General features: G+C 59.2%; 13 protein-coding genes. 10 read left to right on the forward strand and 3 right to left on the reverse strand.

Features of this window, described 5'->3' with window-relative positions:
- Positions 1-92 precede the first annotated feature (92 nt).
- The 8 genes from J2W17_RS30190 (at position 93) to J2W17_RS30225 (ending at position 7948) form a co-directional block, all read left to right on the forward strand.
- Entirely contained in the window at positions 93-734 is a 642-nt protein-coding gene (locus J2W17_RS30190) for a DUF1345 domain-containing protein (protein WP_307343726.1), read from the forward strand.
- 76 nt (positions 735-810) lie between these two features.
- A complete protein-coding gene (locus J2W17_RS30195; protein WP_307343729.1) occupies positions 811-1650 on the forward strand; it encodes an AraC family transcriptional regulator in 840 nt (279 codons plus the stop codon).
- Positions 1651-1701: 51 nt separating this feature from the next.
- Complete coding sequence (locus J2W17_RS30200) at positions 1702-2310, forward strand: LysE family translocator (RefSeq protein WP_307343732.1); 609 nt, start codon at positions 1702-1704, stop codon at positions 2308-2310.
- 231 nt (positions 2311-2541) lie between these two features.
- Complete coding sequence (locus J2W17_RS30205) at positions 2542-3567, forward strand: LacI family DNA-binding transcriptional regulator (RefSeq protein ID WP_307343735.1); 1026 nt, start codon at positions 2542-2544, stop codon at positions 3565-3567.
- A 185-nt stretch (positions 3568-3752) separates the two neighbouring features.
- Positions 3753-4535 (forward strand): sugar phosphate isomerase/epimerase family protein, encoded by a 783-nt coding sequence (locus tag J2W17_RS30210; protein ID WP_307343738.1) that lies wholly within the window; start codon positions 3753-3755, stop codon positions 4533-4535.
- Entirely contained in the window at positions 4528-5604 is a 1077-nt protein-coding gene (locus J2W17_RS30215) for a sugar kinase (RefSeq protein ID WP_307343741.1), read from the forward strand. Before J2W17_RS30210 ends, J2W17_RS30215 begins: the two co-directional genes overlap by 8 nt.
- A 46-nt stretch (positions 5605-5650) precedes the next feature.
- Positions 5651-6949, forward strand: a complete 1299-nt coding sequence (locus tag J2W17_RS30220) for an MFS transporter (RefSeq protein ID WP_307343744.1) — start codon at positions 5651-5653, stop codon at positions 6947-6949.
- Between the two features lie 21 nt (positions 6950-6970).
- On the forward strand, positions 6971-7948 hold the full coding sequence (locus tag J2W17_RS30225; RefSeq protein WP_307343766.1) for a 2-hydroxyacid dehydrogenase: 978 nt from the start codon (positions 6971-6973) through the stop codon (positions 7946-7948).
- Positions 7949-8093: 145 nt separating this feature from the next.
- Here the strand turns inward: J2W17_RS30225 and J2W17_RS30230 are convergent, their stop codons facing one another.
- The gene (locus tag J2W17_RS30230; RefSeq protein ID WP_307343747.1) at positions 8094-9281 is read right to left on the reverse strand and encodes a pyridoxal phosphate-dependent aminotransferase; all 1188 of its coding nucleotides are present in this window, start codon (positions 9279-9281) and stop codon (positions 8094-8096) included.
- Positions 9282-9770: 489 nt separating this feature from the next.
- On the opposite strand from J2W17_RS30230, the gene J2W17_RS30235 reads away from it, so the two are divergent.
- Both J2W17_RS30235 and J2W17_RS30240 read left to right on the forward strand, forming a co-directional pair.
- Positions 9771-10055 (forward strand): LuxR family transcriptional regulator, encoded by a 285-nt coding sequence (locus tag J2W17_RS30235; protein ID WP_307343750.1) that lies wholly within the window; start codon positions 9771-9773, stop codon positions 10053-10055.
- Between the two features lie 51 nt (positions 10056-10106).
- Positions 10107-10832: a response regulator transcription factor gene (locus J2W17_RS30240; protein ID WP_307343753.1), complete on the forward strand. Its 726-nt coding sequence runs from the start codon at positions 10107-10109 to the stop codon at positions 10830-10832.
- Between the two features lie 202 nt (positions 10833-11034).
- Here J2W17_RS30240 and J2W17_RS30245 read toward each other — a convergent pair whose 3' ends face one another.
- Positions 11035-11922: an RHS repeat-associated core domain-containing protein gene (locus J2W17_RS30245; RefSeq protein ID WP_307343756.1), complete on the reverse strand. Its 888-nt coding sequence runs from the start codon at positions 11920-11922 to the stop codon at positions 11035-11037.
- Complete coding sequence (locus J2W17_RS30250) at positions 11922-14009, reverse strand: hypothetical protein (RefSeq protein WP_307343759.1); 2088 nt, start codon at positions 14007-14009, stop codon at positions 11922-11924. The genes J2W17_RS30245 and J2W17_RS30250 overlap by 1 nt, the downstream gene beginning before the upstream one ends.
- Positions 14010-14151: the final 142 nt, after the last annotated feature.

Consider the following 14151-nt stretch of genomic DNA (forward strand, 5'->3'; position numbering starts at 1 on the left):
CCTTCGCTGGCAAGCCAGCTCCTACAGGGGGGTGTGTGGGCTTCACGACTGTGGTGCTATGGTGTTTACACACCCTCGCCCTTCGAGTAAACATGCCCCTCCTCGCCCGCACCCACCCGCGCCTGTCCGCCGCCGCCACGCTCGGCATCGCCGTGGGCATCCTGGCACCTGCCGATTCGATCATCAGCAAAATCCTCTTCGGCTGGAATGCCGGGGTATGGACCTACCTGATCCTGATGTTCTGGCTCACCGCGCGCGCCAAAGCGCCCGACGTGAAGCGCATTGCCGAAGTCGAGGATGAAAACGCCGGGCTGGTGCTGTTCGTCGTGTGCATCGCCGCGATTGCCAGCCTGGCGACCATTGCCTTCGAACTGGCCGGCAGCAGGGACCTGGAAACCACCCGCAAGCTGCTGCACTACGGTTTCACCGCGCTGACCGTGATTGGCTCCTGGCTGCTGATCGGGGTAATCTTCAGCGTGCACTACGCACGACTGTTCTACACCTGGGACGGCAAAGACCCGGGGCTGCGTTTTGCCGAAGGTTTGACGACCCCTGATTACTGGGACTTCCTGTACTTCTCGTTCACCATCGGCGTGGCGGTGCAGACCGCGGATGTAGGGGTGGCGACCCGGGAGTTGCGCAAGATCGTACTGGCACAGTCGCTGATCGGCTTTGTGTTCAATACGGCCATCCTCGGCTTCTCGATCAACATCGCGGCAGGCCTGTTCAACTGATCCGTGCACAAACGTTCTAGCCGCCACCCTCGACACAGGCGTTCAATACCCCGGCAATCCGTTTCGCAGGTGCAGCATGACCACTCACAACTGGATCGACCTGGCCCAGGACGCCGACACCGGCATCGAGACGCTGCGCGCGCATTTCAGAGGCCACGCCTACGACCCCCATTGGCATGACAGCTATCTGGTGGGCGTTACCGAGCAAGGGGTTCAGCAGTTTCACTGTCGGAGGGCGAAACATCAAAGTACCCCGGGCAAGGTGTTTCTGCTCGAACCCGGTGATATCCATGACGGCGAAGCACCGACCGAGGACGGCTTCACCTATCGCATGCTGTACCTCGATCCGCAGTGGTTGCAGCGTGAACTCATTACGGTGTTCGACAAAGCTCCCGACAACAGTCAATTGAGTTTCGCCAATACCCTGGCCACTGACGTGCGTCTGGCCCATGCCACAAGCCTGGCATTTGAAGCCCTGCATCAGGGCGAGCTGAAGATCGTGCGCCAGACCGCACTCGACGGGCTGCTCGAACGCCTGACCGGTCATCTGCACTGGCGGGCTCGTTATGGCGAGGATCCAAGGCTGCCGTTGGTGGCGCAGAGGGCTCGGGAGTATCTGCACGCCAACGCTCGATACGACATCGGTCTCGATCAATTGGCTGCGGCAACGGGCGTCGATCGCTTCCGCCTGACCCGCGCGTTCAAGGCAGCTTTTGGTATCGCACCCCACGCCTACCTGGTGCAACTGCGCCTGGCTACAGCTCGTAGAATGCTGGCCCGGGGTGAGCAACCGGCGACGGTGGCCATGGAGTTGGGGTTTGCCGATCAGAGCCATCTGGGCCGTTGGTTCGTGCGCGCCTACGGCCTGACGCCCGCACTGTATCGCAAGCGCTGCTCAAATCTTCCAGACAGATAACCCGGCAACTGTGAAGATCGTGTTCAATGATTTTCACCGGAGTTGCCTGCGATGTTGTCTTCTTTCCCGACGCTCTTGCCCTTCCTGTTATTTGCGTTCGTGGCCTCGATCACCCCCGGCCCGACCAATATCCTGGTGTTGAGCAACAGTGCCCGATATGGATTGGCAGCGGCGGTGCCGATCATCTTCGGCGCCTGTGCCAGCGCCGCGACCATTGTGCTGCTGGTCGGCACCGGAGCCGGTTCGACGTTGACCGCGCTGCCCATCGTGCAATCGACGATGCAGTGGGTGGGCGTGACCTGGTTGAGTTATCTGGCGTGGCAGACATTCTGCGCCCCCGCTGAAGGCCTCGAAACGAATGACAGCGACGCTCGCCTCGGATGGGTGGGAGCCGCCAGTCTGCAATTGATCAACCCGAAAACCTGGATGATGGCGCTGGCCGTTGTCAGCGTGTTCGCCGGGAACGGCGAACAGCGCCTTGGCCATGTGTTGTATTTGTCCGCAGCTTTTTTCCTGATCTCCCTGCCGTGCCTGGGGGTCTGGGCATTGCTCGGCGCCGGTTCGACGCGCTGGTTGCGCTCGCCACAAGCGATGCAGCGTTTCAACCGTTGCATGGCCTTGTTGCTGCTGGGATCGACCTGGCTGACTGTGTTGGCCTGAGGCAGCTTTCGCTGGCAAGCCAGCTCCTACAGGGTCACGCCAAACCCTGTAGGAACCGGCTTGCCGGCGAAGGCGTCTACATTGCCACTACACGACTGACTGCCACCCATCAGTATTTTTTGCTCCTCGATCAATCAGGCACTTGACGGCGGATTCCTTTTTGGTGTCTTCTGAAACCGGTTTCAGTGCTCTGCACAAAACCTTATAAATCCAATAAGAAGGTTTCAGACCGTGAACGATTTCTCCGCCGCCCAGCGCAGCCGTGTGACCATGCTCGACGTGGCTGAACATGCCAAGGTGTCCAAGGCCAGCGTCTCGCGGTTCATCGGCGAAGACCGCGCCCTGCTCTCCGATGCGATCGCCCTGCGCATCGAGCAGGCGATTGCCGAACTGGGCTACCGCCCGAACCAAATGGCCCGTGGTCTGAAACGCGGGCGCACCCGCCTGATCGGCATGCTGGTAGCCGATATCCGCAACCCTTATTCGATTGCCGTGATGCACGGGGTGGAAACCGCCTGCCGTCAGCATGGCTACAGCCTGGTGGTGTGCAACACTGACCGCGATGACGAGCAGGAACGCCAGCACCTGGCCCTGCTGCGCTCCTACAACATCGAAGGTTTGATCGTTAACACCCTCGGCCATCATCGCGACGAATTGCGCGAACTGCATCGGGAAATGCCTCTGGTGCTGGTAGACCGTAAAGTCGAGCAACTGGAGAGCGATCTGGTCGGGCTGGACAACCCGGCAGCAGTCGAGATGGCGCTCGCGCACCTTGAAGATCGCGGCTACCGCGACGTGCTGCTGGTCACCGAACCGTTCGACGGCACCAGTTCGCGAATCGAGCGGGTCAGCAGCTTCAAGACGCAAATTGCCCGGCGTCCAGCCCTTCGCGGCACGCTTATCGAAACCGGCAGTGAACTGACGGCGCAGTTGAAAATGTTCCTCGATAACCCAGGCCCCGGGCCGAAAGCCCTGTTCTGCGCCAATGGTATTGCGGCGCTGGCCAGCACCCATTCGCTGCGCGATTTGCAGTGCAACCTGTTCGAGGATGTCGGCCTGATCGCCCTCGATGACCTGGACTGGTACCCGCTGGTGGGCAGCGGCATCACCGCCCTCGCCCAGCCAACGGCGCAGATTGGTGCCAGTGCGTTCGAGTGTTTGCTCAAGCGGTTGCGCGGGGATGACGGGCCGGTGCGGACTGTGGATTTTTCAGCGCGGTTGATTGTGCGGGGGTCGACGCTTGGAAATTTCTGGTGAATGTCCGGGCCCCTTCGCGAGCAGGCTCGCTCCCACAGTGGTCTTTTTGTCGTACACAAAATCTGTGTCCACCGAAGACCCTTGTGGGAGCGAGCCTGCTCGCGAAGGGCCCCTGAAGAACGCTACAAGACTCAGCAGCCCTTTTTTTTGAACAAAAATGAAACCGGTTTCAGAGGTCAATAACAATGAATAAACCACCCGTCTCCATCAGCCTGTCCAGCTACGGCGCCGACCTGGTACGCCAGCGCGGCCAAGGCAGTTTCATCGACATCCTGGCCGCCGCCGGCGCTACGCGCATCGAATGGCGCGAAGAACTGTTGACCGTCGAAGATCCGGTGCAACTGGCCGATACCACCCGGGCCCAAGGCCTCGAAAGCGTGTATTCCTCGCCGATGGAACTGTGGTTGGCCGGCCAGTCCAAACCCAATCCCGAACTGATCAGCACCCTGCGACGCGCCCAGGCCTTTGGCGCAAAATGGTTGAAAGTGTCACTGGGCTATTTCACCGATAACAGCGACCTTCAGACCTTGGCTCACATACTAGGCAAAAGCGCCGTGCGGTTGTTTGTGGAAAACGATCAAACCCTGCACGGCGGCCGAATCGAGCCATTCCAACGATTTTTCACTGAAGTCGAGCAACATAAGTTGCCCATCAAGATGACATTCGATGTCGGCAACTGGCACTGGCAGGATCAGTCGGCCGCAAACGCCGCGCGGCTGCTCGGGCGCCACGTCGGTTATGTGCACTGCAAAGCCGTAACGCGCCGCGCCGACGGCAAGCTGGTTGCCATACCGCCTTGCGCCAGCGACCTGCAGCTGTGGGAACAACTGCTGCGACACATGGCCCAAGGCGTGATGCGGGCGGCGGAATATCCGCTGCAAGGCGAGGATTTGTTGCAACTGACCACCCAGCACGTCGCGACGCTCGCCCGCCTCGGCCAACCACGCCTGGAGCGCGCTCATGTCTGACTTCGATATCCTGTCGTTTGGGGAAACCATGGCGATGTTCGTCGCCGAGCAGAACGGTGAACTGGCTCAGGTCGGTCATTTCCATAAACGCATCGCCGGCGCCGACAACAACGTCGCCATCGGGTTGTCGCGACTGGGGTTCAAGGTGGCGTGGTTGAGCCGCGTCGGTGCCGATTCCCTGGGTCGCTTCGTCATCGACACCCTGGAAAAAGAAGGCCTGGACTGCAGCAACGTCGCCATCGATAGCGCGCACCCGACCGGTTTCCAGCTCAAGTCCCGCACCGACGACGGCGGCGACCCGGTGGTCGAGTATTTCCGCCGCGGTTCGGCGGCAAGTCACCTGTCGCCGCAGTCAATCGTGCCAGAGCTGCTCAAGGCCCGGCACCTGCACGCCACCGGCATTCCCCCGGCGCTGTCTGCCAGCGCCAGGGAAATGTCCTTCGAATTGATGACCCGCATGCGCGAGGCCGGGCGCAGCGTTTCCTTCGACCCGAACCTGCGCCCGAGCCTGTGGGCCAGCGAGCAACAAATGATCAGCGAGATCAACCGCCTCGCCGCCCTCGCCCATTGGGTGCTGCCGGGCTTGAGCGAAGGTCGGCTGCTGACCGGTTTCGAAGACCCTGCCGACATCGCGGCGTTTTACCTCGACCAGGGCGCCGAAGCCGTGGCGATCAAGCTGGGGCCGCACGGGGCGTATTACCGCACCCATCATGATCAGGGCTTTGTCGCGGGTGTGCCGGTGGCGACCGTAGTCGATACCGTCGGAGCCGGCGACGGGTTCGCCGTCGGGATGATCAGCGCCCTCCTGGAAAATCACAGCTTTGCCGACGCCGTGAAGCGCGCCAACTGGATTGGCAGCCGGGCGGTGCAGAGTCGAGGGGATATGGAGGGGTTGCCCACACGATTGGAATTAACCGCTGAATTTGAGGCCGCCATCGCGGGCAAGTCGAATCCTCGCACCGCCGATCCCACAGATAGTTGCGGTGAACCAAAGGTTCATGCGCATCACTCGAAACCTGTGGGAGCGGGCTTGCCCGCGATGAGGTCCGCACAGTCACTGAACATCTAAAACCGTTACCTGCTGCGACAAAAACAACAAGCTCAGGAGCACCACCATGAAAACCGCAACCCTCGCCGCCCGCCGCTGGTGGTACATCATGCCCATCGTGTTCATCACCTACAGCCTGGCGTATCTGGACCGCGCCAACTACGGCTTCGCCGCCGCCTCCGGCATGGCGGCGGACCTGATGATCACCCCCGGCCTGTCATCCATGCTCGGCGCGCTGTTCTTCCTCGGCTACTTTTTCTTCCAGGTACCGGGCGCGATCTACGCGCAAAAACACAGCGTCAAGAAACTGATCTTCGTCAGCCTGATCCTATGGGGTAGCCTGGCGACCCTGACCGGGATCGTCTCCAACGCCTACTGGCTGATCGTCATCCGCTTCATGCTCGGCGTGGTCGAAGCCGCGGTGATGCCAGCGATGCTGGTGTACCTGTGCCACTGGTTCACCCGTGCCGAACGCTCGCGCGCCAATACCTTCCTGATCCTGGGCAACCCGGTGACCATGCTCTGGATGTCGGTGGTGTCAGGTTACCTGGTGCAGCATTACAGCTGGCGCTGGATGTTCATCATCGAAGGCTTGCCGGCGGTGCTCTGGGCGTTTATCTGGTGGCGCCTGGCCGATGATCGTCCGGCCCAGGCCAAGTGGCTCAGCGACCAGGAAAAGCTGGACCTGGAAAGCGCCCTGGCCGCCGAACAGGTGGGCATCAAGGCGGTGAAGAACTACGCAGAAGCCTTCCGCTCGCCCAAAGTGATCATCCTCGCCCTGCAGTTTTTCTGCTGGAGCATCGGCGTCTACGGGTTTGTGCTATGGCTGCCGTCGATCCTCAAGGCCGGTGCGCAAATGGACATGATCGAAGCCGGCTGGCTGTCGGCGCTGCCGTACCTGGCCGCCGTGATCGGCATGCTGCTAGTGTCCTGGGGCTCGGACAAATTGCAAAAACGCAAACGCTTCGTCTGGCCACCGCTGCTTATCGCCTCGATTGCGTTTTACGGCTCCTACGCCCTGGGCGCCGAACACTTCTGGTGGTCCTACACCCTGCTGGTGATTGCCGGCGCGTGCATGTACGCGCCTTACGGGCCGTTTTTTGCCATCGTCCCGGAAATCCTTCCCGCCAACGTCGCCGGTGGCGCCATGGCACTGATCAACAGCATGGGTGCCCTCGGTTCGTTCGGCGGTTCCTATCTGGTCGGTTACCTGAACAGCTCCACCGGTTCGCCTGGCGCGTCCTACCTGTTGATGAGCGGCGCGTTGATGCTATCGGTGGTGCTGACGATTTTCCTCAAGCCCGGCGCCAGTGACCGGGAGCGGCCCGGGGTCGCACTGACACGCCCTACCGCGGCCCATTCCTGAATCGAGATTGAGATGACCACCATGAAAAAGCAGGTTGTTCTGTACAAGAAACTGTCGCCGCTGCTGATGGCGCGTCTGCAGGCGCAGGCTGAAGTGACCCTGATCGAAAGCCTCGACGCCACCGGCTTGGCGCGGTTGCGCGAAGCCCTGCCCCGGGCTCACGGTTTGCTCGGTGCCAGCCTGAAACTGGATGCTGGGCTGTTGGATCTGGCGCCCCACCTTGAAGCGATCGCCAGCGTTTCCGTGGGCGTCGACAACTACGACATTGATTACCTGAGCGAACGGCGAATCCTGCTCAGCAACACCCCGGACGTGCTCACCGAAACCACCGCCGATACCGGTTTCGCACTGATCCTGGCGACTGCCCGGCGAGTCGTGGAACTGGCCAACGTGGTGCGCGCCGGCGAGTGGACCCGTAATGTCGGACCTGGGCAATTCGGCACCGACGTGCACGGCAAAACCCTGGGCATCATCGGCATGGGGCGAATCGGCGAGGCCCTGGCCCAGCGTGGACACTTTGGTTTTGGCATGCCGATCATCTATCACAGCCACTCGCCGAAACCGGCGGTGGAACAGCGCTTCGATGCGCAATACCGCAGCTTGCCGGAGCTGCTGCAGCAGGCTGATTTCGTGTGCCTGACGCTACCGCTGACAGCTGAAACCGAAGGGCTGATCGGCGCTGAACAGTTTGCATTGATGGGTGCGCAGACGATCTTCATCAACATTTCCCGCGGCAAGGTGGTGGATGAAGCGGCCTTGATCAAGGCGCTGCGCACGGGACAGATCCGCGCGGCCGGGCTGGATGTGTTCGAGCGCGAGCCGTTGAATCCTGAATCGCCGTTGTTGCAGTTGAACAATGTGGTGGCCACCCCGCACATTGGCTCGGCGACCCATGAGACGCGGGAGGCGATGGCGAAGTGTGCGGTGGATAACCTGCTGGCGGCGCTGGCTGGGGAGCGGCCGGCTAATTTGGTGAATGTGCGAGCGTGGAAGGTCTGATGGATCCAGCGTTTATGAGATAAGTCTTCGCTGGCAAGCCAGTTCCTACAGGGGTCTGCATCGAACACAGATATTGTGTACGCCGCAGATCCTTTGTAGGAGCTGGCCTGCCAGCGAAAGGGCCGGCACTGACAACCCAAAACCTTCAAGCCCGCCGCGCTTCCAGAAGATCCGCCGCACACAACGCAATCCGCCGGCACGCATCCGCCAGCTTCACCAGATCCACCACCAACCCAATCCGGATATGCCCCGCCGCACTCGGCCCGAACGCCTCCCCGGCCAGCACCGACACGCCGTATCCCTCCAGCAGCCGCTCGGCGAAGCCCTGGGCGCATAACCCGGTCTGGCGCACATCGACCATCACGAACATGCCGCCATCGGGACGGATCGGCCGCAGCCCCGGGCACTCGCTCAGGCTCGCGCACACCAGGTCGCGACGCTGGCGGTATTCCTGGCGCATCATCGCCACTTGCGGCAGATCTTCGTCCAGCGCCAATTGCGCCGCCTTCTGCACGAACTCCGGAATGCCGAACAGCATGCACAGGGACAGGTGTTCCAGATGATCGGCCAAGGGTTTCGGCCCGATCACCCACCCTACCCGCCAGCCGCTCATGGCGTGGGATTTGGACAGGCTGTTGATCGTCGCCGTACGCTCGGCCATGCCCGGCAGGCTGGCCGGGCTGATGTGCTCGCCCTCGTACAACAGATCGCTGTAGACCTCGTCGCTGATCAACCACAGATCGTGGCGAACACAGAGTGCGGCCAGTTGCTGCCAGAGCTTGCGCGACAAACTGGCCCCGGAAGGATTGTTGGGACTGTTGAGCACCAGCGCCCGGGTTTTAGCCGTGATACGGGCCGAGACATCCGCGGGGTCAACCCGAAAGCCATTCTCGGGACGCACCGCCACCGGCACCACTCTGGCCCCGATCGCGCCAAACACGCCTTCATAGGTGACGTACATCGGTTCGGCGACAAGCACCTCGTCGCCCGGATCGAGCAGGCATTGCGCCACCGAATACACCGCACATTGCGCGCCGGGCATCACAATCACATGATCGGCGCCCACCGGCTGACCACTTCGCTGTCGATGACGCCGGGCGATGCTGTCGCGCAGCCCCCGACTGCCGCGTACTTCCGAATAATGGGTATCGCCAGCCAGCAAGCTGTCGATGGCGGCCTGGACGATGGGAAAGGGTGTATCGAAGTCCGGATCGCCGACTGACAACAGCAGTACATCGACGCCCTGTTCGCGCAATTCCAGCGCGCGGTTATGAATATGCCAGGCCGCAGCGCCTTCACCGGCGATGCGTTGGGTCAAGCCTGAATAGCGCATGTAGTTCTCCAGTCGCGCGAAATCCTGATTTCAACCCTATATCAAATCACCAAACGCGCCACCCTGGCAGCTAATTCGACGGTGCCGCCCTCTATTCATCCATTCTCCCAGGATTTTTTTTCGATGCCTGGTGATGGCCGTACCGGCTCTTCCAGCGGCATCGCCTGCACCGCCTACTCCCTGTTTGACCTCTCGCAAAAAACCCGGCAAATCATAATGTTGATTTCCAAAGCTGCAGAAAAATGGAATGAGTGGAAAAATCCTACATGCGGTGTCACATCAGCTGACAGCTCTTTCCTCAACGTTCATTTAAAGTCCACACCTGTAATTTGTGACAGGTTCCAAGACGACCCAATCGCGTTATAAGGAGACCGTGCCTACAGCCCTGCCACAAGGGTCTGAAGGACGGCCGCGGGAACCATGCCTTTATAAAGTAGGACGATTCTGCCGCGCCCACGCCGTCAATGATGATGAATGGGAGACTTAATCATGTACCGCTCAACCACCGCTCCAGTCCGGTCATCACCTGCCCAGGCAAGTTTCCAGCCGCAGGAGTGCAACCACCCCCAGGCCATCAAGCTCACCGCCAGGGAGAAGGAAGTCTTGCAATGGAGCGCCATTGGAAAATCGTCCTGGGAAATTGCCCAGATCGTCGACTGCACCGAGGCCGGTGTGAATTATCACTTTTGTAACATTCGCCGAAAATTCGGCGTGAGATCGCGCTGGATCGCCATGGTCATGGCGCTGGAGCAAGGCTTGATTCAAACGCCTTGAACCGGCTCCTCTGCAGCGGTCAGCGTTAAACGACCCTGTTGAGACCCCTTAATGAATATGGAACACACCACAGACTTCACCCCTCTGCGCGCAAAAGCTTGTGACGACATGCCGGTAACGCACAGGCACCAGCCGGACAAAGCGCTACGCATCATCCTCGCCGACGACCACCCCGTGGTGCTGCTGGGGGCTGAAATGGCCCTCGGCAACACATTCTCCATTGTTGGCCGAGCGCACGACGCCGATGAGTTGATCGATCATCTGCATCGCACTCCCTGCGATCTGCTGATCAGCGACTACTCGATGCCCTACGGGCGATTGCCGGATGGTTTGGCATTGATGGGATACCTCAAACGCCATTTCGGACAAATACCACTGATTGTGATGACCATGCTGCGCAACCCTTCGCTGCTGCAGGCATTGCTGAATGCAGGGGTTCGCGGTCTGTTCGACAAGCGCAGCCCCTTGAGCGAGTTGAAACAGGCGGCATACACCGTGGCAAAAGGGCGTCGATATCTGTGCCCTGCCTTCGGTAGAATTCTGAATGCCAAGTCGTTACCCGCTTCGGGCTCCGCCGAACCAATGATCAACCTTTCAGAGCGCGAGCTGGAAGTTGTGCGGTTGTTCGTCCAGGGGTTGTCAGGACGACAGATTGCAGCACAACTGAACCGCAGCGAGAAAACCATCAGCCGACAAAAACGTACCGCCATGGACAAGTTGGGACTTGGCCATGACGGTGGGTTGGTGGAGTTTGCGCGGGTGAGTGGGTTGAGATAATGAAAATCCTGAATGGATGAAACGTACTGACCAAGCCTATGGTCTTGTACCGGATCCAATTCAGCATAATCCCCACCATTGCCGGTCACTAATGGTTGTTCTCCCGGCAAGCACCACTACCAGTATTGATAGTGGTGTCTTGCGCTATTTCGTGAGTTGCTCAGCGACAAATCGGGTATTGCTTTAGACTGCGCGCCAACGGTTAGTCGTTGTACTTATATTTATCTCTATCAGGCCGGCGCACGTCGAGCGCTGTTCTCTTTGGTCCCGCGTGTAATTTCCCACCTTCAGGTACTATCCCCCCTCTTTTTTCATAGGCTTCCCTCTCAAACACATTCATTTTGTTATATTTTTTGACCGTAACTTCTTTGGGTGCCTTTGCGATATTGGGAACAGGTTGAGCCTTGGGAGCCTCTTTTACCCGTGGTACGACGCGTTCTTCAGGCGCAAACGTTAGTTGCCGACTCAAGTCCGGACCTCGACTTGATCCTGGTGTAGCAGGTGATGCGAACTGTGATGATCTACTCGGTACGCCATGTGGGCCTGTAGAACGCGGCAAACCAGCGGGGACCTGAGTCGGAACGCTTAGCCCTGATGAAGAGCCGGTGTACACTGTGTATTGGCTTAGAAACTCTTCGAGACTGACGAGACCGGGTGTATAAGAGGTTCCTCCTGATGCAAGACTGCTGACACCGCGAGAACTCTGAGCCATTGCTCGCGATCCCCTCATCACATCATCACCACTATTCATAAGCACCCCGAACAAGACTGCCAATTTAGAATTCCCAGATGGATCCGTGTAATTAATCGGATCACCCATCGTGTACGAATACGCATTCAGCCCACCGTCCCCAAATGGACTCCAACTGTCCGGACTATGAAACCGCATCAATAACGGATTAAAAGCCCTGTGTCCGTTCCCCAACACATACCAACCGGTTTGCGCTTCCCGCAATTCGCCGTTGTACCCCAGATGAGTACTCGCCGGGTGCTCGCCGCTGCGATGACCGTATGCTGAATAAGCGAAGTCATTGACCAAGCCTGGCCCCGCTTCACACAACACACTGTTCTTGTCATCACTGGCCAGCATCAGAACTTTGGGCCAGCACCGCCCTGGTGCGCGAGCACCCTGCCGCCGGCTTGCACGACTGTGCTGCTGTCCGGGCCCTGCTGCAGCGTGTGAATGTTACCTTCCTGGTAAAATCGACGCTCTTTATTCTGGCTGGCAAGCACATCCAGAGGATCGTACGTATAACCACTCGGCGTTTCACCAGGCAGCCCGCTGACACTGATCAAACGGCCCAGGTCGTCATAGCCGAGTGTGCGCCCTGCTTCATCGGACACCAAATTGCCGTCGTCGTTGTAAACCAGCTTGATTTCCTTGGGCCAGTAATCGTCATGATCATTGTTCACAGTACTCAACTGCGTTGGATCTTTCGGATTGTTATAGCAGTATTCAGCTACGTTGGTGCCATCAGGAGACGTGGTGTGCACCTGTATCAGGTTATCAAGTTCGTCGAAGATGAATAACTGCATATCGATAGGTTTGTTGTAAGGGTCCAGGGGTTGTTGCGTCCCCGTGCAGGTGTACAGTTCAAGACGCCCGCGAACATCGTAACTATAGGTTTCGTCACGCAAGACAGTCTCACCTTCCGTCAAAGTGCGGTGGACCAATTGATCGACGACGTTGTAGGCCTGGCTCAGTTGTTGTTTTCTATCTTTGCCGTCACTGTCCTTGCCAAAATCGAACTCGCGCAATATTTCGCGGCCCTGATCGTCGTACGTCAGCTTGATTTTCAGGCTCAGCGGTCCATCCGTGGTTTCGATGCTCTCGGTCAGGCCTTGGGCGTTGTAGGTGAACGTGGAAGCGGTAGTGCCCAGGCTCGTACCCATCAGCTGGCCGCTACTTTTCTCGTAGTCATAGATTTGATCCTGTTCAAGTACATCGACGTACTTCAACAGTCGGGCTTGTCGGCTGTAGTGATAGAACATCGTGGACGGCTCGAGGCCTGGCTGTTCCCGGGTTTCGCTCTTTATCTCCCCCGTGGTGTAGTACTGACGGGAAAGTTTCAACTCGCCTTCTTCACTGCAGTCCAGGCGAGCATTTTGCAGATCGTATGTATAGGTTGCGGCGATGCCTGCGGCGCTACCTGCAATACCGACGGTGGTACGTTTAATCGGCTCCTCACCCAAGGCCGGCACATATTCGTAGTTGACTTCCACGAGCGACGGACGTTTGACTTTACAGGGTTGAGTCTCGCCCGGTTTGAAACTATAGGTAGTTACACGGCCCCCGGTGATCGATTTGACCATACGATCGAGACCGTCGAACTCTTGCTCGCCCAATTCTTTTGCATTGACGCCAATCCAGACGGGCAGGTCTTCACTGCTATGAAGCGTATAACGACGTTCTACAACGGCCCCATCTGGCAATGTGCTCTGGACCATACGGTCAAAATCGTCATACGCATAAGCTGTCTTGTACCGCTGGGCATCGAACTCATAGGCGGAACGTCCCAGGCCGTCATAGTGATAGAGGTGCTCGCTGTACGGCACGACCTTGTCATCGCTCGGATCGTCTCCTTCCCTGTACCGCTGGATCTTGTCGGGCTTTTCAAACAGGTTGTTGTGGGTGACGGTCTTGCCCATGCCCTCGATCCAGGTCGTGGTGGTCTGGTTGATCGGGTCGCTGACCTCGTGTTCCTCGACCCCGTCCGGACGCACCACGCTGCGTTGCTCGCCCCAATCGTCATAACGGTACTGGCTTTTCAGCTCCAGATCGTCCTCTGTGTCGGCGCTGCGCCAGTCCAGCTCGATTTCCTCTACCAGTTGGCCCAGCGCGTCATACCTGGCGGAATAGGTGTTGCGAAACTCCTGCGCCAGGGCGCCGGTACGGTGGTCGGGGTCCTGGCGCTGCTCCTGGATCACCCGGTTCAGGCCATCGAACAGGGTTCGGGTTTGCACGCCCTTGACGTCGGTGGCCTCCTGGCTGGCCTGTTGGCCATCATCGTTGGTCAGGAAATAGCGGTAAGTGCGCGAGGCCACGTAGTCGGTGCCCGGGGCCACGGTTTCGCAGGTGACCCGCAGCAACTTGTCATAGGTGTAGCGAATTTCCACGTCGTTGTCGTCGCGGGTGAGCAAGGGTTCGCCGTGCAGCAGCGAGTGCTCCAGGGTCACTTCCTTTTTTGTGTACTTGCCGTCGACCCCATGGTCGAAACCGGTCAGGTTTCGGTGGTTTGCAGCACGGTTTCCCCGGCGAAGGCGCTGGGGCACTTTTCGTAGGCGTAGTCGGTGGTGGTGGTCAGGCCGTTGAGGGTGA

Origin of the sequence: Pseudomonas lini, from assembly GCF_030812475.1 — a bacterium.
GTDB classification, from domain to species: domain Bacteria; phylum Pseudomonadota; class Gammaproteobacteria; order Pseudomonadales; family Pseudomonadaceae; genus Aquipseudomonas; species Aquipseudomonas lini_A.